The following is a 20,569-nucleotide window of genomic DNA, read 5'->3' as shown; positions in this document are numbered from 1 at the left end:
CTCTTCCCGTCGTCCATGTCGAGTGGGCCTGCGGCATCTGGCGGCAGCGCCCGGACAATGTGCGCCCTGTAGGACGACGGTTTCGGGGCTGAGGTTCCGTGGGGGCCGAGCCCGGAAAAGTTAACCATTCCGCGACTCGGGCGCCGGGTCGCTCGGCAGAAAGCACCTCATGGGTCTCACCAGCAAGACGGTCCTTGCGCTGGCCACAGTGTTGGCGGTGGCGCTCTTCGCGCTCACTATCTGGCTGTGGCCGCGCCTGGGCAAGCGGAGCATCGGCTCCGTTCTGAGCCGGGTCGGCATGCTTCTCGTCACCCAGCTGAGCCTGTTCGCGGCCATCGGCCTGTACGCGAACGACTCCTTCGGCTTCTACGCCTCCTGGGCCGACCTCTTCGGCCAGGAGCAGGAGCAGGGCGTGGTGGTGGACCACAGCGCGGCCGACCACCGGGTCCAGGTCGTCGGCTACGAGCAGGTGAACGTACCCCGCGCCACGGTGCCGCGGGTGGCGGGCCGGATCGAGAAGGTCAATATCCAGGGCCCGGAGTCGAAGATCGCCAGCCCGGCCTTTGTCTATCTGCCCCCGGAGTACTTTCAGCCGCAGTACGCCAACAAGAAGTTCCCGGCCTCGGTCGTGCTGACCGGCTACCCGGGCACCGCGGAGGCGCTGATCAAGGGCCTGCACTACCCGACCACGGCCCACAAGCTGGCCAAAGAGAAGAAGATGCAGCCCGTCATCCTGGTGATGATGCGCCCCACCGTGGCCCCGCCGCGGGACACCGAGTGCATGGACATACCCGGCGGCCCGCAGACCGAGACCTTTTTCACCAAGGACCTGCGCAAGGCGCTCTCCGCCCAGTACCGGATCGGCACCAAGGCCGCGAACTGGGGCATGATCGGCGACTCCACCGGCGGCTACTGCGCGCTGAAGCTGGCCATGCGCCACCCCAACGCCTATGGCGCGGCGGTCGCCCTCTCCGGCTACTACAAGGCCCCCATCGACCCCACCACCGGTGCGCTCTTCGGCGAGGGCCCGGACAAGAAGAAGCTCCAGCAGGAGAACGACCTGCTGTGGCGGCTGAAGCACAAGCCGCTGCCCAAGATCTCGGTGCTGGTGACCAGCAGCAAGCAGGGCGAGCACAACTACCACGACACCATGAAGTTCGTGGAGCTGGCCGCCAAGCACCCCACCCGGGTGTCCTCGATGATCCTGCCGAGCGGTGGTCACAACTTCAACACCTGGCGCCGTGAGATCCCCGGCGCCCTGCAGTGGATCGGCGGCCGCCTCAGCGCATAGTCCTGCCGGGCGGATATCGCCTATGGGTGCGGCCGGTCCGGCACCGCCGGACACCACCGTCGTGGCTGGTTGCCGCACCCTCGGCCCTCGGCGCTAGCGCGCCATGATCAGGCTCATCGCCTCGGCCCGGGTGGCCGGATCCCGCAGCTGGCCCCGCACCGCGGAGGTCAGCGTCTTGGCGCCCGGCTTGCGGATGCCCCGCATGGACATGCACATGTGCTCGCACTCCACCACCACGATCACCCCGCGCGCCTCCAGGATCTCCATCAGCGAGTCCGCGATCTGCGTGGTCAGCCGCTCCTGGACCTGGGGGCGGCGGGCGAAGACGTCCACCAGCCGGGCCAGCTTCGACAGTCCGGTGATCTTCCCATTGCTGGCCGGGATATAGCCCACATGCGCCACCCCGTGGAACGGCACCAGGTGGTGCTCACAGGTGCTGTACACCTCGATGTCGCGCACCAGCACCATCTCGTCGTGGCCCAGGTCGAAGGTGGTGGTGAGCACGTCCTCCGGCTCCTGCCAGAGGCCGGCGAATATCTCCCGGTAGGCCCGGGCCACCCGGGCCGGAGTCTCCCGCAGTCCTTCCCGGTCAGGGTCCTCGCCGACCGCGATGAGCAGTTCGCGAACCGCGTTCTGGGCCCGCTTCTCATCGAAAACGCCAATGGAGCGCTCGGCGTCCAGGGCCACCGGGTCGGTCATGAAGTTCCCTCGTTCTCTCGTGCGTCATGCGCCGGGACGGCGCCGCCCACCCGCGCATAACGCGGATGCCGCGCCCCCAAGGCTAAAACCCGGGTGACGCGGCATCCATTCCGCCCTTATGTGAGCTTGGTCAGCTCTCGTTATGCGAGCTTGGCCGGCTCTCCTTGAGCTCGGTCAGCTCTCCGGCCGGGAGTCCTCCGGCAGGTCAACCGACTCGGCGGTCACCGCTCCATTGCTGCTGGGAGCCAGCTCCTTGGGCGAGAGCACCGGGGGCCGGCTGGAGGGCGTACGCCGCGAGGAGCCGGTCCACGCCGGACGGGCCGGGCGCTTGACCACATGCTTGAAGATCTCCGCGATCTCCTCCTTGTTCAGCGTCTCCTTCTCCAGGAGGGCCAGAACCAGGTTGTCGAGGATGTCGCGGTTCTCGACCAGGATCTCCCAGGCCTCGTTGTGCGCGGTCTCGATCAGCTTCTTGACCTCTTCATCGACCAGCGCGGCGACCTCTTCCGAGTAGTCGCGCTGGTGCGACATCTCCCGGCCCAGGAAGGGCTCGGAGTTGTCGGAGCCGAACTTGATCGCGCCGAGGCGCTCGGTCATGCCGTACTGGGTGACCATCGCCCGGGCGGTGGCGGTGGCCTTCTCGATGTCATTGGCCGCGCCGGTGGTCGGGTCGTGGAAGACCAGCTCCTCCGCCGCCCGGCCGCCCAGCATGTAAGCGAGCTGGTCGAGCATCTCATTGCGGGTGGTGGAGTACTTGTCCTCGTCCGGCAGCACCATGGTGTAGCCGAGCGCCCGGCCCCGGGACAGGATGGTGATCTTGTGCACCGGGTCGGAGTTGGGGGAAGCCGCCGCGACCAGGGCGTGACCGCCCTCGTGGTACGCGGTGATCTTCTTCTCCTTGTCCGACATGATCCGGGTCCGCTTCTGCGGACCGGCCACCACGCGGTCGATCGCCTCGTCCAGCATCTGGTTGTCGATCAGCTTGCGGTCGCTGCGGGCCGTCAGCAGGGCGGCCTCGTTCAGGACGTTCGACAGATCGGCACCGGTGAAGCCGGGGGTGCGCCGGGCCACGGCCGCCAGATCGACATCCGGGGCGACCGGCTTGCCCTTCTGGTGGACCTTGAGGATCTCCAGCCGGCCCTGCATATCCGGCCGGTCCACGGCGATCTGCCGGTCGAAGCGGCCGGGACGCAGCAGCGCCGGGTCCAGGATGTCCGGACGGTTGGTGGCGGCGATCAGGATCACACCGCCCTTGACGTCGAAGCCGTCCATCTCGACCAGCAGCTGGTTGAGGGTCTGCTCACGCTCGTCATGGCCGCCGCCCAGGCCCGCACCACGGTGCCGGCCGACGGCGTCGATCTCGTCCACGAAGACGATGGCCGGGGCGTTGGCCTTGGCCTGCTCGAAGAGGTCACGGACCCGGGAGGCACCGACACCCACGAACATCTCGACGAAGTCGGAGCCGGAGATCGAGTAGAACGGCACCCCGGCCTCGCCCGCGACGGCGCGCGCCAGCAGCGTCTTGCCGGTGCCGGGCGGGCCGTAGAGCAGCACACCCTTGGGGATCTTGGCGCCGACGGCCTGGAACTTGGCGGGCTCCTGCAGGAACTCCTTGATCTCGTGGAGTTCCTCGACCGCCTCGTCGGAGCCGGCCACATCGGCAAAGGTGGTCTTGGGGGTGTCCTTGGTGATCAGCTTGGCCTTGGACTTCCCGAAGTTCATCACCCGGGAGCCGCCGCCCTGCATCTGGTTCATCAGGAACAGGAAGACCACGACGATCAGTACGAACGGCAGCAGCGAGAGCAGCACCCCGACGAAGGGGTTCTGCTTCGAGGTCGCCACGTTGTAGCCGTCCGGCAGGACGTCCTTGCTGTTCTGATCGACCTGGTTCTGCAGCAGCGTGGACAGGGTGACGCCCTGGTCACCGATGTAGTTCGCCTGGACCTTGCTGCTGCCCTTGATCTTCTGGCCGGGCTTCAGCTCGATCTTGATCTTGTTCTCGTCGCCCGTCGTCAGCTCGGCCGACTTCACCTTCTGGGCCTTGATCGCCTGCACGACCTGCCCGGTGTCCACCGACTTGTAGCCGCCGGACGAGCCGACGACCTGCATCAACACGACCACGGCGAGGACGGCCAGCACGATCCACATGACCGGCCCACGGAAGTAGCGCTTCACGTCCATCCATACGGGGCGCAAGCGCCCCGTCCCTCCTGCCACAGTGAGGCACGGCTGCCACTGATCGGGCCGCCTATGCGTACGGTGGTCTGCTCGACCTTGGAAATTACTTGAAAAGACTGACCTTCGGACGGTACCCCAGCATTGTCACCCGACGACGCCGCAGACGGTCAACAAATCCGTCTTCCCCTCCTCCAACGGCGGAAAACGAGGAAGCGTTCCCGGTGACCGGGCCGGATCCGTCCGGGACGGCCGCTCAGCCGCCGTAGACGTGCGGCGCGAGGGTGCCCACAAAGGGCAGGTTGCGGTACTTCTCCGCGAAGTCGAGACCGTAGCCCACCACAAACTCGTTCGGGATGTCGAAGCCGACCCACTTGACGTCGATGGCGACCTTGGCCGCCTCCGGCTTGCGCAGCAGGGTCACCACGTTGAGGGAGGCGGGTTCCCGGGAGCCGAGGTTCGACAGCAGCCAGGACAGGGTCAGGCCGGAGTCGATGATGTCCTCGACGATCAGGACGTGCTTGCCCTTGATGTCGGTGTCCAGGTCCTTGAGGATGCGGACCACACCGGAGGACTGGGTGCCCGCACCATAGGAGGACACCGCCATCCAGTCCATGGTGACGGGGGTGGACAGGGCGCGCGCCAGGTCCGCCATCACCATCACGGCGCCCTTGAGGACACCGACGATGAGCAGGTCCTTGCCCGCGTACTCCGCGTCGATCTTCGCGGCCAGCTCGGCCAGCTTCGCGTCGATCTCTTCCTTGGTGACGAGCACCGACTTCAGGTCGGTGCCCATGTCCTTGTCGTCCACCCGCGCCACTCTCGCTTGATTCAGGCTCATCCGGCTGTCCGAGGCTCATCCGCCCGGTAGGAGGCAGGCCGAGCTCGTTGACATCCCGTTCGAATCAGCCCTGCCGGAGGACCAGTCTGCCACCATGCCGCCGGACCGCGACCCGCCCGGGGAGGTTGATGGCCCGCTGGCCTCGCCAGCCGGTGATCAGCCGGTCCACTTCCTCGATGTGCCGGGCAAACAGCGAACCGGCCGGGGAGCCCGCCTCGATGGCCGCGCGGCGCAGCACCCGGCGGCGTACCGCGGGCGGCAGGGCGTAGAGCTTGGCGACCTCCAGGGCGCCGGTGTCGTCGCGCACCGAGGGCTCCACGGCCACCGCCCAGGCGTCCAGCGCGTCGGCGTCGTCCCGGGAGAGCTGGGCGGTGCGGGCCAGCGCCTCCACCACGCCCTTGCCCAGCGCCTTCTCCAGCACCGGCAGCGCCTCATGGCGGACCCGGGAGCGGGTGTAGGCGGGGTCGGAGTTGTGCGGGTCCTCCCAGACCGGCAGCGACTGGACCAGGCATGCCTTGCGGGCGGTCTGCCGGTCGAGCTCCAGGAAGGGCCTGCGGTAGCGGCCGCCGGTGCCGGAGGCCACGGCCATGCCGGACAGCGAGCGGGTGCCGGAGCCCCGGGCGAGGCCGAGCAGAACGGTCTCCGCCTGGTCGTCGCGGGTGTGGCCGAGCAGGATGGCCGCGGCGCCGTGCCGCTCGGCGGCGGCGTCCAGGGCGGCGTACCGGGCGTCCCGGGCGGCGGCCTCGGGGCCGCCCTCCTTGCCCACCGTCACGGTGACGGCCTCGACCGGGTCGAGGTCGAGCGCGGTCAGCCGGCTGACCACCTCGGCGGCCCGCAGGTCGGAGCCGTGCTGCAGACCGTGATCGACGGTGATGCCGCCGGCCCGGATGCCCAGCCGGGGGGCTTCGAAGGCGAGGGCGGAGGCCAGGGCCATGGAGTCGGCGCCGCCGGAGCAGGCGGCCAGTACGAGCGGGGGGCGGTCACCCGGCGCGGGGGGAGCGAGGGTGAGAACGTCGTGGAGTACGCGGCGGACCGCCAGGCGTATCGCCGCGACCGCGGGGTGTGGACCCATGTCCGTGTGTCCAATCGTTCCAGCTGGCAGGGGGTGGGCAGAGGAGCGGGGGGCCGTGGGAAGCCACCATCGTCGGTCACTCTGTGTGCGTAGATGGTGACAGAGACGAGCCTTTACCCGAGCATCGCACGCCCACCCCTGGCACACGGTCCCTCGGAAGGGTGATTGCGGGAGCGTTCTTCCGCCTCGGGGCGTGACCGGCTCATCCGTCCGTCTTCCCGTGCACCCGTGCAACCCAGTCCGCGGGTTTGGCGATCTCGGCCTTGGTCGGGAGGGTGTTCGGCGAGGTCCACACCCGGTTGAAGCCCTCCATGCCGACCTCGTCCACCACGGCTCGTACGAACCGCTCACCATCACGGTACTGCCGCAACTTGGCGTCCAGGCCCAGCAGCTTGCGCAGGGCCGCGTCCAGCCGGCCGGCACCGGTGGCCCGGCGCTGCTGGAACTTCTCCCGGATCTCGGCCACCGAGGGCACCACCTGGGGGCCCACTCCGTCCATCACATAGTCCGCGTGCCCCTCCAGCAGGGACATCACCGCCGTCAGCCGGGCCAGCACCTCGCGCTGTACGGGCGTCTGCACCAGCTCCACGATGCTGCGGCCGCCGCGCTCCCCCTCGTCCTCCGGCGCCCGGCCGCCGGCCAGCGACTGCACCGCCTCGCGGATCCGCTCCAGCAGGGTGGCCGGATCCAGCTCGGTCTCGGCCAGGAAGGTCTGGATCTCGCCCTCGATGTGGTCGCGCAGCCAGGGCACGGCGGCGAACTGGGTGCGGTGGGTCTCCTCGTGCAGGCACACCCACAGCCGGAAGTGGTGCGGGTCCACCTCCAGCTCCCGCTCCACATGGACGATGTTCGGCGCGACCAGCAGCAGCCGCCCGCCACCGTTGTCACCGCCGGGCAGCTCGGGGGAGGCCGGGGCGAAGGTCTCGTACTGGCCGAGCACCCGGGAGGACAGGAAGGACAGCAGCATCCCCAGCTCCACGCCGGTCACCTTGCCGCCCACCACGCCCAGTACCGCCCCGCCGGGCACCCCGGCCCGGCGGCTCTGCATCTTCTCCAGCAGCGGCCCGAGCACCGCCCGGAACCCGGCGACATTGGCCTTGACCCAGCCCACCCGGTCCACCACCAGCACCGGGGTCGCGGCCGCCGCCCCGGCGGGCCGCATCAGCGTGAACTCCCGGACGTGCGCCTCGGAGGCCCCGGCGTGCCGCCTGAGCTCCGCGACGACCTCCCGGGCCTCGTCCCGGGTGACCTCCGGACCGGGCCGCATCAGCCGGGCCGCGGTCGCCACCGCGAGCTTCCAGTCGACCATCTCCGCACCACCGATGCTCGTCATGGCTTCACGGTACGTGCTGAGCGGCCGCCAGGGAGAGGGGTCGTCAGCCCGCCCGGGAACAGCCGCAGCCGGCGACGGCGGACGCCAGGGCGTCCAGCGCCCGCTGGGCCGCCTCGGCGTCCCGGGTGCCGTCGGCGAGGAAGGCGAAGGCCAGCAGCCGGCCGTCCGCCGAGACCACGGTGCCGGCCAGGGTGTTGACGCCGGTCAGGGTGCCGGTCTTGGCGCGCACCAGGCCCCGGGCGGCGGCCGCCGGATAGCGGTCGCGCAGCGTCCCGCTGAAGCCCGCCACCGGCAGGCCGGTGAGCAGCGGGCGCAGTTCGGGGTGGGCGGGGGCGGCGGCCAGGGCGAGCAGATGGGCCAGGAAGTCGGCGGAGACCCGGTCGCCGCGGTCCAGTCCGCTGCCGTCGGCCAGGTGCAGGCCCGCGGTGGGCAGGCCGAGCGCGGCCAGGCGGGCGGCGGTGGCCTGGCCGGCGCCGTCGAAGCCGGCCGGGCGGCCGCCGGCCAGCGCGGTCTGCCGGGCCAGGGCCTCGGCGATGTCGTTGTCGCTGTTGGTCAGCGCCCGTTCCACCAGCGCCGACAGCGGCGGTGAGGAGACGGCGGCCAGCCGGCGGGCCCCGGTGGCGGCCCTGCCCTCGGTGACCTCGCCGTCCACCCGCACTCCCCGGTCGGCCAGCAGGCGGGCGAAGGTACGGGCGGCGTCACCGGCCGGGTCGGCGCTGCGGGCGGCCGGGCCGTGGTCGGAGTCGTCCAGCCGTCCCTCGTCGGCCATCAGCGCGGTCACCGGGGCGAGGTTGTCATTGGGGCCGATCTCGTGCAGTACCGGCCCGGAGTAGCGGGAGAGGTCATAGGCCACCCTGGTGTGGTCCACGCCCCGGGCCCGCAGCTCCCGGGCGGTTGCCTCGGCCAGCTCGGGCAGGCCGGCCCAGGGGCCGCCGGGGTGCGCGGTGAGGGTGGGGTCACCGCCGCCCACCAGCACAATGCCCTCGGGCGACTCCACCACCGTGGTGTCGATCCGGTGGTCCGGGCCCAGGGCGGCCAGCGCGGCCGCGGCGGTGGCCAGCTTGACGGTGGAGGCCGGGGTGTAGGCGCCGTCCGCGTCCAGGGCCAGCAGCCGTTCGCCGCTGAGGACATCGATCACCTCGGCGGAGTGCCGCTCGCCCAGCGCGGGGTCGGCCAGCAGCGGCTGGAGTACGGCCGTCACCCCGGCCGCGGTGGCCGGCGGTCCGGCGGGGGCGGCCAGCACCGGGGCCGCGGCGGGCGGCCGGTCGTCGTCCCGCCCGGCGGACGGGCGCGGGGCCGAGGCGGCGCGGACCCGCTCGGCCCGGCGCTGGCCCGCCTCCCACGGCCCGGCGGCGGACACCGCGCCGGCCGCGGCCACCACCCCGGCCAGCGTGGAGACGGCGACGAACCGTACGGTCCGGCGCCGCGCCGGGGATGCGCCGCGCCACCGGAGGCCCGGCCTCCGCAGAACCTCGGGCACCATGAGACCAGCCCCTTTCGCCACCACGCCGCCGCGTGGGAGACACTTAATCACTGCATCACCAGACGTATGTGTTGATCATGGAGGAGCCACCCGTGGAGTTCGACGTCACCATCGAGATCCCGAAGGGTTCGCGGAACAAGTACGAGGTGGACCACGAGACCGGTCGCATCCGTCTGGACCGCCGTCTCTTCACCTCGACCAGCTACCCGGCCGACTACGGCTTCGTCGAGAACACCCTCGGCGAGGACGGTGACCCGCTGGACGCGCTGGTCATCCTGGACGAGCCCACCTTCCCGGGCTGCCTGATCAAGTGCCGCGCGGTCGGCATGTTCCGGATGACGGACGAGGCCGGCGGCGACGACAAGCTGCTCTGCGTCCCGGCGAACGACCCCCGGGTGGAGCACCTGCGCGACATCCACCATGTCTCCGAGTTCGACCGCCTGGAGATCCAGCACTTCTTCGAGGTCTACAAGGACCTGGAGCCCGGCAAGTCCGTCGAGGGTGCCGAGTGGGTCGGCCGCGCCGAGGCCGAGGCCGAGATCGAGGCCTCGTACAAGCGCCTGGAGGCCGCGGGCGGCTCGCACCACTGAGCGCCCTGAGGCGCGGCTTCGGGCCTGCCAGGGCTCAGAAGCCGCGCGTCCGCTTGGCGGCGCGCCGGGCCGTACCCGGCGCCCGCAGGAACATCCGGGCCATCTCCGCGCCCAGATTGACCCCGATGGCGATGGCCAGCGCCAGCGCGGCCGCCTTGGTCAGGCTGGCCATGCCGACGTCCAGATTGTTCTGGGCGAAGTTGAGCAGCGCGAAGTAGACCGCGCTGCCGGGCAGCAGCGGTCCGATGGCCGCCGTCACATAGGGCAGCGCCGAGCTGTGCTGATAGCGCGAGAGCAGCTGCCCGAACAGGCCCACCAGCCCGGCGGCGATGGCCGTGGCGGGCACCGGGTCCAGATGGGCGGTGTCCGCCAGCGCCCCGTAGACCACCCAGGCCACCCCGCCGTTGAGCGCCGCGATCAGCAGGGTGTGACGTTCCTGCTGGAGCAGTACGGCGAAGGACAGGCACAGCAGGACGGCCGCGATGATCTGGATCAGCGGCCGTTCCCGGTGCTGCAGCGCCGCCTCCGGGTTGAGCGTCTTGCCGCCGATGTGCACACCGCCGTAGAGCACCATCAGCACTCCGCAGACGATGCCCACGATCAGATAGCCGACCTCCAGCAGCCGGGCGGCGGCGGTGATGTAGAAGCCGGTCAGTCCGTCCTGGACGCCGGCCACCAGGGCCCGCCCGGGGATCAGGGCGAACAGTCCGCCGGTGATCACCGCGGAGGCCTGTACCCCGGCATGGCTGGCGCTGATCGCCACGCCCATCGCCGCGGGCGGCATGGCCGCCACCACGAACTGGTAGAACTCCGGCAGCCCCCGCCCGGAGGCCAGCCAGGCCAGCCGGTCGCCCAGCACCGCGCCCATGGCCGCCGCCGCGAAGACCAGTGCCCCGCCGCCGACCAGCATGCTGGCCGCGCCGGCCAGCAGTCCGGCGGCCGCGGTCAGGCCCCAGCCCGGGTAGGGGTGCCGGTTGCGGCGGATCTCGGCGAGCCGGCGGTACGCCTCCTCCAGGGTCAGCCCCTGCGTGGTGATGTCATGCACCAGCCGGAAGACCGCCGACAGCCGGGTGTAGTCGGTGCCGCGCCGGCGCACGGTACGGCTGGCGGTGACCGGCGGGTCCACCACCGAGGGCTGGTAGCTGACGCTCAGCAGGGTGAAGGTGACATTGGGCTCGCAGCGGCCCAGGCCATAGGCGTGCCCCACGCCGAACATGGCCGCCTCGACGTCCTCGGCGCCCTCGCCGCCGGCCAGCAGCAGCTCGCCGATGCGCAGGGTCAGGTCCAGTACGCGCGGTACGGGAGGGCCGGGCTCGCCCTCCTTCTCCGCCCGCTCCGGCACCGGCCGCTCCCCCACCGGCATCCGCAGCATGGTGCGCATCCGGTCCTGCCAGGGCGCCTCCTTGGCCAGGCTGACCCGGGGTATGCCGCTGGGCGGGGTGTAGGCGGGCGGCTGCACCCCGGCCGGGGTGGCGAAGGCCGAGCCCTCGCGCTTCTCGGTGGGCTCCGCGACGCCCTGCGGGATGGCGAACTCCGAGGTCGGGTGCTCGTCCTCGGGCGGCGGCGGCAGCGGTACGCCCAGGGGCGGGGTGAACGCGCTGTGCGCCTCGTCGGATTGCGGTTTGCGGTCCTCGCCGCCGTCACCAGCCGTCGAAGGCCCTGTGCCCCGCTGTCCTTCCGCCACCTCGCCGCTCCCTGACCGTGCTCCTGCCAGGACAACCATGCCTGATCAGGAGTTCGAGTGCCCAGCGGGGGCGGGTGTTAATTGGGTTAACTCCTGTGACGTCACATAGCTGCTGAGTCGTCAGCGACGGGCATGACGGCCGCGCGGCATCCGCTGCTGCGGCACGCCCTCCTGGTGCCCGGTGGCGACCGGCGGGGCCTTCTTCGCCTTGCCCCGGGCCCGCAGCACCTCGATGCCCACCGGGACGACCGAGACCAGCACGATCGCCACCAGCATCAGCTCGATGTTCTTGCGTACGAACTCCACATTGCCCAGCGCCGCCCCGAGCAGGGTCACGCCGCAGCCCCACAGGGTGCCGCCGATGATGTTGAAGATCAGGAAGGAGCGGTAGCTCATCCGGCTCACGCCCGCGATGATCGGGGTGAAGGTCCGGACGATCGGCACAAAGCGGGCCAGCACCAGCGACTTCGGTCCGTACTTCTCGAAGAACTCGTGCGCCTTCTCGACATTCTCCTGCTTGAAGAGCCGGGAGTCCGGGCGCCGGAACAGCGACGGCCCCACCTTGCGCCCGAACAGATAGCCCGCCTGGTCGCCCAGCACGGCCGCCAGCGCCACCAGGGCGCACACCGCCCACAGCGGATAGCCGCTGAGCTTGCCCGTGGTGACCAGCAGGCCGGTGGTGAACAGCAGCGAGTCACCGGGCAGACAGAAACCGATCAGCAGGCCGGACTCGGCGAAGACGATGGCCAGCACACCGAACAGTCCGAACTGGTTGATCAGGTAGTCCGAGTCCAGCCACTGCGTCGGGCCGGCCGCGAGGGTCGTCATCAAGGAAAGGGCTCCTGGGTCAGGGGCACCGGCTCGTGCGAGGCCCGGGGCACAGGCTGGGGGCGGGGTCTGCGGCCCCAAGTTGTTCCCAAGGTATAACGCCCTCGGTACGGCCCGCGTTCCTGCTGGCCGGCGGGGTGCCGGCAGGGCCTCGGCACGGCGGGGCAACCAGGCCGCCCCGGCCTGCGTCAGGATCCTCGAACGGCATACCGCACGACGAAGGTGGATGTAATGGGCATCGAGGATTTCGGCAGCGGCCAGACACAGAGCGATGTGCTGGTGGTCACCACCAATGACATTCCGGGCTACCGGGTGGACCGGGTGCTGGGCGAGGTCTTCGGCCTCACCGTGCGCTCGCGGAACATCGGCAGCCAGATCGGCGCCGGGCTGAAGTCGATGATCGGCGGCGAGCTCAAGGGCCTGACCAAGACCCTGGTGCAGACCCGCAACCAGGCCATGGAGCGTCTGGTGGAGCAGGCGCGGGCGCGCGGCGCCAACGCGGTGCTGGCGTTCCGTTTCGACGTCACCGAGGCGGCGGACGTCGGTACCGAGGTCTGTGCCTATGGCACGGCCGTGGTGATCTCCCCTCAGCAGTAGCCGAACGCCGGCAATCGGAACGCCGTCAGCCGGCACACCAGAGCGTCCTGGTACCCCCGGTACCAGGAACGGTCTGCCCCAGGAAAGGCCGCCAGGATGCCCGGCATGCGAGCCCCACTCGCGTGGTAGGCAACCCTGCATGGCACTGCACAAGGGCATGCACGACCAGTCCGCCAAACGCGGCTACTCCCTCAATCCCTTCTACGGCGAGGCCGACCCGGTCGCCGACCTGGTCGTCTCACCGCCGCGCCACTGCCTCCCCGAGAAGCCCATAACTCCCCACGCCGCCTACCAGTTCGTACACGACGAGCTGATGCTGGACGGCAACTCCCGGCTCAACCTGGCCACCTTCGTCACCACCTGGATGGAGCCGCAGGCCGGGGTGCTGATGTCCGAGTGCCGGGACAAGAACATCATCGACAAGGACGAGTACCCGCGCACCGCCGAGCTGGAGCAGCGCTGCGTCACCATGCTCGCCGACCTGTGGAACGCCCCCGATCCGGCGGCGGCCGTGGGCTGTTCCACCACCGGCTCCAGCGAGGCGTGCATGCTGGCCGGCCTGGCGCTCAAACGGCGCTGGGCGCGGGCCAACGCCGACCGCTACCCCTCCGCCGACGCCCGCCCCAATCTGGTGATGGGCGCCAATGTCCAGGTCTGCTGGGAGAAGTTCTGCAACTTCTGGGAGGTGGAGGCCCGCCAGGTGCCCATGGAGGGCGAGCGCTACCACCTGGACCCGGGCGCGGCGGCCGAGCTCTGCGACGAGAACACCATCGGGGTGGTGACGGTACTGGGTTCCACCTTCGACGGTTCCTATGAGCCGGTGGCCGAGGTGTGCGCCGCCCTGGACGCGCTCCAGGAGCGCACCGGCCTGGACATCCCGGTCCATGTGGATGGCGCCTCCGGCGCGATGATCGCGCCCTTCCTGGACGAGGACCTGGTGTGGGACTTCCGGCTCCCCCGGGTGGCCTCCATCAACACCTCCGGGCACAAATACGGCCTGGTCTATCCGGGGGTGGGCTGGGCGCTGTGGCGGGACCGGGCGGCGCTTCCGGAGGAACTGGTCTTTCGCGTCAACTACTTGGGCGGTGACATGCCCACCTTCGCGCTCAACTTCTCCCGTCCGGGCGCGCAAGTGGCCGCCCAGTACTACACCTTTGTGCGGCTGGGCCGGGAGGGCTATCGCGCCGTCCAGCAGACCGCTCGCGAGGTGGCCACCACCCTCGCCCAACGCATCGCCGAACTGGGCGACTTCGAGCTGCTGACCCGTGGCGACGAGCTGCCGGTGTTCGCCTTCACCACGGCCAAGGGCATCGACAACTTCAGCGTCTTCGATGTCTCTCGGCGGCTGCGGGAACGCGGCTGGCTGGTGCCCGCCTACTCCTTCCCGCCCAACCGCGAGGACCTCTCGGTGCTGCGCATCGTCTGCCGCAATGGCTTCACCCTCGATCTGGCCGACCTCTTCATGGACGACCTGACCTCACTGCTGCCGGAACTCCGGCGCCAGCACGAGCCGTTGGACCGCCCGGAACGGGTGGATACCGCCTTCCACCACTAGAGCCTGCGCCGGTGCGCCCCGTCAGGGGCGCGAGCCGCTAGCCCTGGGCAGCCACCTCCTGCGCCAGCTCGTACTCGTTCTTGCCGTCCAGCGACTCCCGGATGACATCCGCATGCCCCGCGTGCCGGGCCAGCTCCTCCACCAGGTGCAGCAGCATCCAGCGGATGGAGACGGTCCGGCTCTCCGGCATCCAGGGCACCGGGGGCAGTTCAAAGGTCTCCTCCAGATTCGCCACCGAGCGGACAAAGCGCTCCGTCTCCGCCGCGACCTCCTCCCAGCGGGCCAGGACCCCGGCCACCGTCTCGTCCCCGGTGAGCCGGAAGCTGTCCCGCCACCTGGCCATGGCGGCCTCGTCGATCACCTCCGGCTCCTTGCGCTTCGCCCGCGCGATCCACCCCGCCTCGGCATCCACCGCGTGCTTCAGCAGTCCGGACAGCGACAGCTCACTGGCGCTCGGCCGGGAGGCCGCCTGCTCCTCGGTCAGCCCGAACACCGCGTTGCGGATGCCGTCGCGCTGGCCGTCGATAAAGGCGAGCAGGGTGCCGCGTTCATCGGTGGCGTCCTTCTCGATCACGGGAGTGGGCATAGCGTCCGCCTTTCGTCACATAACGTCGCTTGGGACGGTCCAACGGTAGGCGGCCACTAGGCCAGTTGACGTCCTAGATCGGAACCGGAACGGGAATCAGAACGGGAATCTGCTCCGCCCGTGCTGAATGGAGATCCACTTGCAGCTGGTGAACGCCTCCACCATGGCGTCCCCGTTCAGCCGCCCCACCCCCGAGTGCTTCTCCCCGCCGAAGGGCACGATCGGCTCGTCGTGGATGGTCCCGTCGTTGACATGGAACATCCCCGCGTCCACCCGCCTGGCGAACCGTACGCCCCGTTCCGTGTCGGCGGTGTGCACCGAGCCGCTCAGGCCGAAGGGGGTGTCGTTGGTGATGCGCAGCGCCTCCTCCTCGTCGTCGAAGGGGATGATCAGCGCGACCGGGCCGAAGATCTCCTGCCGGAGCGCGGCGGCGTCGGCGGGCAGGTCGGTGAGCACCGAGGGCTCCACCAGGGTGCCCACCGTCTTGCCGCGCAGCAGTGCGGTGGCGCCCTCGGCGACGGCCTGGTCCACCAGGGCGGTGATGGCCTCCGCCTGGCCGCCGTTGATCAGCGGACCGATCTGGGTGTCCGGGTCGGTGGGGTCGCCCACCCGCAGCTCCTTGACCCTGGCGACGAACTTCTCGGTGAACTCCGCCGCCAGGGAGCGGTGCACCAGCAGCCGGTTGGCCGCCATACACGCCTGCCCCTGATGGATAAAACGGCTGAAAACCGCGGCGTCCACGGCGTAGTCCACATCGGCGTCGTCCAGCACCACCAGCGCGCTGTTGCCGCCCAGTTCCAGCACCGTCCGCTTGAAGTGCCGGGCGGCCACCATGGCCACATGACGGCCGGTCTTGTCGGAGCCGGTGAAGGAGATGACCTTGGGCACCGGGTGCTCGATCAGCGCGTCACCGATCTCCGCGATATCGGTCACCACCACATTGAGCACCCCGCCCGGCAGCCCCGCCTCCTCCAGCACCTTGGCCACCAGGGTGCCACCGCAAACCGGAGTGTTCTGATGGGGTTTGAGCACCACCGCGTTGCCCAGCGCCAGCGCCGAGGCCACCGGCTTCATGGACAGCAGGAAGGGGAAGTTGAACGGGCTGACCACCCCGACCACGCCCACCGGCACCCGGTAGAGCCGGTTCTCCTTGGTGTCGTCCGGTGAGGGCAGGATCCGCCCCTCGGCGCGCAGCGCCAGCTGGATGGCCTCGCGCAGGAACTCCCGGGACAGCTGGAGCTCGAAGGCCGCCTTGACGGCCGTTCCGCCGCACTCGGCCATGATGGCCTCGGCCAGCTCCTTCTCCCGCTCGTCTATGACGCGGATGGCCCGCTCGAAGACCAGCCGCCTGGTGTACGGGTTGGTGCGTCCCCACACCCGCTGGGCCCGCTCGGCGGCGCGGTAGGCCTGATCGACCTCCTCGGCGCCGGCCACGGTGATGGAGGCGAGCTTCTCCCCGTCATAGGGGTTGAAGTCCACGATGTCCCAAGAGCCGGTCCCGGCACGCCACTCACCGTCGATGTACTGGCAGGCCAGCTCGCTGAAGTAGGAGGAGTACGACATGCACCATCCCTGTCCGAGAGTGCGGGACCTCATCGGCCCGCACGGGTCCAGACCTACTGACTGGCCGTCATCGTACTTATGTATCAGGCTTGTTGAAGCAGCGAGTTGATGAGTTCCCGGGTGTCCCGGGGGCTGAGGCTGTCCGTGCGCAGCCGCTCCATCGCCCTTTCGTACTGCGCCACTTCCTCGGCCTTGTCCAGGTAGAGGGCCCCGGTGAGCTGTTCCACATAGACCACGTCGGGCAGGTCCGACTCGGGGAAGCGCAGCACCGTGAAGGCGCCGCTCTCGCCCGAGTGGCCGCCGTGTTCGAAGGGCATCACCTGGAGGGTGACATTGGGCTGCTCGGACAGGTCGATCAGATGCTGCAGCTGGCCGCGCATCACCGCCGGCCCGCCATAGGGGCGGTGCAGCGCGGCCTCGTCCAGCACCGCGTGGAAGGCCGGCGCCCGCTCGGAGAACAGCAGCTTCTGCCGCTCCATGCGCAGCGAGACCCGGCGTTCGATCTCCGCCTGCTCCGCCCCCGGCTGCCCGCGCACCACCACGGCGTGGGCGTAGTTCTCGGTCTGCAGCAGGCCGTGGACGAACTGCACCTCATAGATGCCGATATGGGAGGCGGCGCCCTCCAGGCCCACATAGGTCTGGAACCAGCTGGGCAGGACGTCGCCGTAACTGTGCCACCAGCCCGCGATGTTGGCCTCCCGGGCCAGGCCGAGCAGCGCCTCGCGCTCGGACTCGGCGGTGATCCCGTAGAGCGTCAGCAGATCCTCCACGTCCCGCGTCTTGAAGCTCACCCGCCCCAGCTCCATACGGCTGATCTTCGATTCGGACGCACGGATCGAGTACCCGGCCGCTTCCCGTGTGATGCCCCGTGACTCGCGCAGCCTCCTGAGCTGTGAGCCAAGAAGTATGCGGCGTACCACGGAACCGCTCGACTCGCTCGTGGTCATCTCTGCGACCCTTCCTTCCGGTCCTGTTCCCGGTGTGGAACGTGCCCGACCTTTCCGGAGGCGACCCCCGCGGCCTCTGGCGCCGAAGTCTGCCATCTTTCGGCGCCGTTGCGTGCCCATGCGGTTACCGATACCGGCCATGGGCGGGGGCACCGGGGGTGCACTACCGCATGGACCGTAGGAAGAATTGCCGCCAACCCCCCTGTGCGCCCCCAAATCCCTCTCGTGCACGTGCATCTGCCCTTGCATCCGGCGTAGGCATTGGGAACCATGGGGCTCGCACACGTGCTCTGTCACGTCCACGATTGCAGGAGTGCCTCGGATGGGTACCGAAGGATCGACTGTGCTCTCCCCGGTCTGGCGAGGGCTGCCCGGGAATGACGCATCCGCGGTGTCCGACTCCGCCTCCTGCGCCCTCCCACCCCGGTTCGAAGCGGTCCGCACCGCTCGGGTCTTCACCAGAACGACCTTGCAGGGCTGGGGAGTTCAGCACCTCTTTGACGATGTCTCGCTGGTGGTCTCCGAGTTGGTGACCAACTCGCTGCGCTACGCCCTGCCGTCCGGCCCCCCGGGCAAGGGGCAGGAGTCCCCGATACGCCTGCATCTGATGCGCTGGGGCTCCCGGCTGGTGTGCGCGGTACGCGACCCCAGCGCGGACAGCCCGGCCGGCGGGGCGGCGGGTGCCGAGGACGAACGCGGCCGGGGACTGATGCTGGTGGAATCCTTCAGTGACGCCTGGGGCTGGCATCCACTGGCGGGAGCACTGCATGGCAAAGTCGTCTGGGCGCTGTTCCGGCTGCCGCGTGAATAACGGTGTCACCGGTGGCACGGAACGGCTGGGGGATCGCGGCTAATCGGCTATCAGATAGTCGAATTCGCCGTCTTTGATCCCCGACAACATGGCCTCGATCTCCGCGGGGGTGTAGATGAGAGCGGGGCCATCCGGGTGGCGGGAGTTGCGTACCGCAACCCCGCCACCCGGCAACTTCGCGAACTCCACACAGGCCCCCTGTGAGTTGGAGTGACGGCTCTTGTGCCAGACGGCACCCGGGATTCCCGATGCGGCCATGCCGTTGTACACCTGGGACACTGGGATCTCCCGGATCGTCGCGGGGCACATCTCCGATCGGTTCCCCGGAGATGCCAACTGCCTTTGTTTCCCCGGATCATAACGCCGCTTCATATGCTTCTGCATGACCGGATGCACGTGCACGTTGGGTGTTCCCACCGCTACAACCGCGTTGTCCCTGCGGCACGATGCACGGCCTGGAGCCAGGTGGCGGAACGGGGCACGGGTGCCGCCGTCCGGCATTCTGGAATACGCGCCGGAATGTCACCGGGAACGGGTTCAAGACCGTTTTCCGCTGAATACCGGCGGCCGGGCCCGCCGGAAATCTCCCCGGGGCCGGCCGCCGGCCCCCGGCGTTGTCAGACCCCCCTGGCAGACTCCTTCGCGAGCGGGACGGAGACCGGCGACGGGGGTGTCGGTCTCCGCCCGCGCTCCCCCGGGCGGCGCAGCCCGGCGCGCGGCGGCCGCCCGCTCCGCGCACGATGGCGGCAAGGCCGCCGGACGGCAGCCTCAACCTGCCATCCGCCGGTCCCAGGGAAGGATCTTCGATGTCCCTCAGCCTCCAACAGCTGAGCCGCTGCACCGTCGCCTTCGACCTCGGGGCGTCCCGGACCCGTATCTATCTGCGGGACACCGGGCTGATCGTGGATGAGCCGAGCATCGCGGCGGTCAACACCAGAACCGGCTCACTGATCGCGGTCGGCCATCCGGCCGCCGCCATGGCCGGGCGCACCCCCGCCCATATCCGGGTGGTCCGGCCGGTCTCCGGCGGCACGGTGGTGGACATCGACATGGCCCAGCGGATGCTCCGCTTTCTGATCAGCGACAAGATCCGCCGCGCCTGGCGGCGCCGGCCGCTGCTGCGGGCCGCGGTCTGTGTGCCGCATGACGCCGAGCCCATCGCCCAGCGGGCCTCGGTGGAGACGCTCACCGGGCTGGGCGCCCGCCGGGTGGAGCTGGTGGACACCCTGGTGGCGGCCGCGGTCGGCTGCGGCCTGCCGGTGGAGCAGCCCGAGGCGACCATGATCGTGGTGTGCGGGGCGGCCTCCACCCAGGTGGCGGTGCTCTCCCTGGGCTCCATCGTGGCCGCGGAGAAGGTCCAGGTGGGCGGGGACGCGGTGGACTACGCGGTGATCCAGCACCTGCGCAGCGAGCATGAGCTGATGCTGCCCACCCAGGGGCTCTATCCGCTCCATATGGCGCTGCGGGCGGACCGTTCGGGGGCGGGCACCGAGACCGAGGTACGCGGCCGGGACATCGCCACCGGGCTGTCCCGCACCGTGCTGGTGAGCACCGCCCATGTCCGGGACGCCATCCGCACCCCGCTGACCGCGGTGCTGGACGCCATGGGCCGGGTGCTGCGCGACTGCCCGCCCGACCTGGTGGCCGATCTGGGCGTACGGGGGGTGATGCTGGCCGGGGGCAGCGCGCTGATGCCCGGGCTGGACACCATGATCGAGAACGCCACCGGGATGACGGTGCGCATCGCGGACAATCCGGAGCACTGCTCGGTGCTGGGGCTGGGGGCGATGATGGAGGGCCGGGTGCGGCCGCTGGCGCTGCCCACGGTGGAGACCGGCTGAGGACCCCCTGGGGATTTCCTGACGATCCCTTGGGAACTTCTTTAACTTCCCGCCAGTTCAGCCTGTGCACGACTCTTCCGGATCGCAACAAGGAGAAGACAGGCACATGGCGCTCTGGGACCGGCTCAAGGAATCGGCCACGACGATGCAGGGCCAGCTGATCGCGAAGAAGCACGACCTCAAGAGCGGGGCGTTCCGGGACGCCGGCATGGCGATGTGCGCCCTGGTGGCGGCCGCGGACGGTTCGGTGGACGCCGCCGAGCGGCAGAAGGTGGCCTCGCTGATCGCCACCAATGAGGTGCTGGGGAACTTCCCGGCGGACGATCTCCAGGCCCGCTTCGCCGACTACTGCCACAAGCTGGCGGTGGACTACGACTTCGGCAAGGTGAGCCTGCTGCAGACCATCGGCAAGGTGCAGAAGAAGCCCACCGAGGCACGGGCCGTTATCCAGATAGGCATTGTCATCGGCGGCGCCGACGGGGACTTCGACAAGAACGAGCGGGCCGTGGTGCGCGAGGCATGCTTCGCGGTGGGCATCGACCCGGCCGAGTTCGACGTCTAGGGCGCCCCGCAAGGGGGCGCGGGGCCCAAGCGATATGCGGCTCCGCCGCGTGGGCGCGACCAGCCACAGACAACCCGCACGTGACGTGCGACCGAGACACCCCTGCGCGCA

General features: G+C 70.0%; 19 protein-coding genes. 7 read left to right on the top strand and 12 right to left on the bottom strand.

Features of this window, described 5'->3' with window-relative positions; all coding sequences use genetic code 11:
- Nucleotides 1–169 precede the first annotated feature (169 nt).
- A complete protein-coding gene (locus CV755_RS25250) occupies nucleotides 170–1,291 on the top strand; it encodes an alpha/beta hydrolase (RefSeq protein WP_109282569.1) in 1,122 nt (373 codons plus the stop codon).
- A gap of 93 nt (nucleotides 1,292–1,384) precedes the next feature.
- Here CV755_RS25250 and folE read toward each other — a convergent pair whose 3' ends face one another.
- The 6 genes from folE to dacB all read right to left on the bottom strand — a co-directional run bounded on the left by folE (nucleotide 1,385) and on the right by dacB (nucleotide 8,894).
- Entirely contained in the window at nucleotides 1,385–1,990 is a 606-nt protein-coding gene (gene folE / locus CV755_RS25245; protein WP_109282568.1) for a GTP cyclohydrolase I FolE, read from the bottom strand.
- A 174-nt stretch (nucleotides 1,991–2,164) separates the two neighbouring features.
- A complete protein-coding gene (gene ftsH / locus CV755_RS25240) occupies nucleotides 2,165–4,171 on the bottom strand; it encodes an ATP-dependent zinc metalloprotease FtsH (RefSeq protein ID WP_109282567.1) in 2,007 nt (668 codons plus the stop codon).
- Nucleotides 4,172–4,421: 250 nt separating this feature from the next.
- Nucleotides 4,422–4,961: a hypoxanthine phosphoribosyltransferase gene (gene hpt / locus CV755_RS25235; protein WP_109283502.1), complete on the bottom strand. Its 540-nt coding sequence runs from the start codon at nucleotides 4,959–4,961 to the stop codon at nucleotides 4,422–4,424.
- A 109-nt stretch (nucleotides 4,962–5,070) separates the two neighbouring features.
- The gene (tilS, locus tag CV755_RS25230) at nucleotides 5,071–6,078 is read right to left on the bottom strand and encodes a tRNA lysidine(34) synthetase TilS (protein WP_109282566.1); all 1,008 of its coding nucleotides are present in this window, start codon (nucleotides 6,076–6,078) and stop codon (nucleotides 5,071–5,073) included.
- Nucleotides 6,079–6,280: 202 nt separating this feature from the next.
- A complete protein-coding gene (locus tag CV755_RS25225; RefSeq protein ID WP_109282565.1) occupies nucleotides 6,281–7,411 on the bottom strand; it encodes a zinc-dependent metalloprotease in 1,131 nt (376 codons plus the stop codon).
- Nucleotides 7,412–7,454: 43 nt separating this feature from the next.
- Nucleotides 7,455–8,894 carry a D-alanyl-D-alanine carboxypeptidase/D-alanyl-D-alanine endopeptidase gene (gene dacB / locus CV755_RS25220; RefSeq protein WP_109282564.1) on the bottom strand — a complete coding sequence of 480 codons (1,440 nt, stop codon included), beginning with the start codon at nucleotides 8,892–8,894 and terminating at the stop codon, nucleotides 7,455–7,457.
- A 92-nt stretch (nucleotides 8,895–8,986) separates the two neighbouring features.
- Here dacB and CV755_RS25215 point away from each other — a divergent pair, with 92 nt between their 5' ends.
- Complete coding sequence (locus tag CV755_RS25215; RefSeq protein ID WP_049716339.1) at nucleotides 8,987–9,484, top strand: inorganic diphosphatase; 498 nt, start codon at nucleotides 8,987–8,989, stop codon at nucleotides 9,482–9,484.
- A 34-nt stretch (nucleotides 9,485–9,518) separates the two neighbouring features.
- Here the strand turns inward: CV755_RS25215 and CV755_RS25210 are convergent, their stop codons facing one another.
- Complete coding sequence (locus CV755_RS25210) at nucleotides 9,519–11,207, bottom strand: threonine/serine exporter family protein (protein ID WP_109282563.1); 1,689 nt, start codon at nucleotides 11,205–11,207, stop codon at nucleotides 9,519–9,521.
- An 81-nt stretch (nucleotides 11,208–11,288) separates the two neighbouring features.
- Nucleotides 11,289–11,996 (bottom strand): DedA family protein, encoded by a 708-nt coding sequence (locus CV755_RS25205; protein WP_109282562.1) that lies wholly within the window; start codon nucleotides 11,994–11,996, stop codon nucleotides 11,289–11,291.
- Nucleotides 11,997–12,227: 231 nt separating this feature from the next.
- On the opposite strand from CV755_RS25205, the gene CV755_RS25200 reads away from it, so the two are divergent.
- Both CV755_RS25200 and gad read left to right on the top strand, forming a co-directional pair.
- Nucleotides 12,228–12,593, top strand: coding sequence for a YbjQ family protein (locus CV755_RS25200; protein WP_109282561.1), 366 nt, complete (start codon nucleotides 12,228–12,230; stop codon nucleotides 12,591–12,593).
- A 139-nt stretch (nucleotides 12,594–12,732) separates the two neighbouring features.
- Entirely contained in the window at nucleotides 12,733–14,148 is a 1,416-nt protein-coding gene (gene gad, locus CV755_RS25195) for a glutamate decarboxylase (RefSeq protein ID WP_109282560.1), read from the top strand.
- A gap of 37 nt (nucleotides 14,149–14,185) precedes the next feature.
- Here gad and CV755_RS25190 read toward each other — a convergent pair whose 3' ends face one another.
- From CV755_RS25190 to CV755_RS25180, 3 genes are all read right to left on the bottom strand, one after another.
- Complete coding sequence (locus tag CV755_RS25190; RefSeq protein WP_109282559.1) at nucleotides 14,186–14,734, bottom strand: DinB family protein; 549 nt, start codon at nucleotides 14,732–14,734, stop codon at nucleotides 14,186–14,188.
- 96 nt (nucleotides 14,735–14,830) lie between these two features.
- Nucleotides 14,831–16,297: an aldehyde dehydrogenase family protein gene (locus tag CV755_RS25185; RefSeq protein WP_109282558.1), complete on the bottom strand. Its 1,467-nt coding sequence runs from the start codon at nucleotides 16,295–16,297 to the stop codon at nucleotides 14,831–14,833.
- A gap of 83 nt (nucleotides 16,298–16,380) precedes the next feature.
- Nucleotides 16,381–17,244, bottom strand: coding sequence for a helix-turn-helix domain-containing protein (locus CV755_RS25180; protein ID WP_109282557.1), 864 nt, complete (start codon nucleotides 17,242–17,244; stop codon nucleotides 16,381–16,383).
- 322 nt (nucleotides 17,245–17,566) lie between these two features.
- On the opposite strand from CV755_RS25180, the gene CV755_RS25175 reads away from it, so the two are divergent.
- A complete protein-coding gene (locus CV755_RS25175) occupies nucleotides 17,567–18,055 on the top strand; it encodes an ATP-binding protein (protein WP_109282556.1) in 489 nt (162 codons plus the stop codon).
- Between the two features lie 39 nt (nucleotides 18,056–18,094).
- On the opposite strand, the gene CV755_RS25170 is transcribed toward CV755_RS25175, so the two are convergent.
- Complete coding sequence (locus CV755_RS25170) at nucleotides 18,095–18,334, bottom strand: DUF397 domain-containing protein (protein ID WP_109282555.1); 240 nt, start codon at nucleotides 18,332–18,334, stop codon at nucleotides 18,095–18,097.
- Nucleotides 18,335–18,861: 527 nt separating this feature from the next.
- On the opposite strand from CV755_RS25170, the gene CV755_RS25165 reads away from it, so the two are divergent.
- Nucleotides 18,862–19,896: a rod shape-determining protein gene (locus CV755_RS25165; RefSeq protein WP_109282554.1), complete on the top strand. Its 1,035-nt coding sequence runs from the start codon at nucleotides 18,862–18,864 to the stop codon at nucleotides 19,894–19,896.
- A 106-nt stretch (nucleotides 19,897–20,002) separates the two neighbouring features.
- Complete coding sequence (locus CV755_RS25160; protein ID WP_109282553.1) at nucleotides 20,003–20,458, top strand: tellurite resistance TerB family protein; 456 nt, start codon at nucleotides 20,003–20,005, stop codon at nucleotides 20,456–20,458.
- Nucleotides 20,459–20,569: the final 111 nt, after the last annotated feature.

Origin of the sequence: Streptomyces orinoci, assembly GCF_003121295.1 — a bacterium.
Classification (GTDB): Bacteria; Actinomycetota; Actinomycetes; order Streptomycetales; family Streptomycetaceae; genus Streptomyces; species Streptomyces orinoci.
This window is presented reverse-complemented; position numbering and strand designations above follow the sequence as displayed.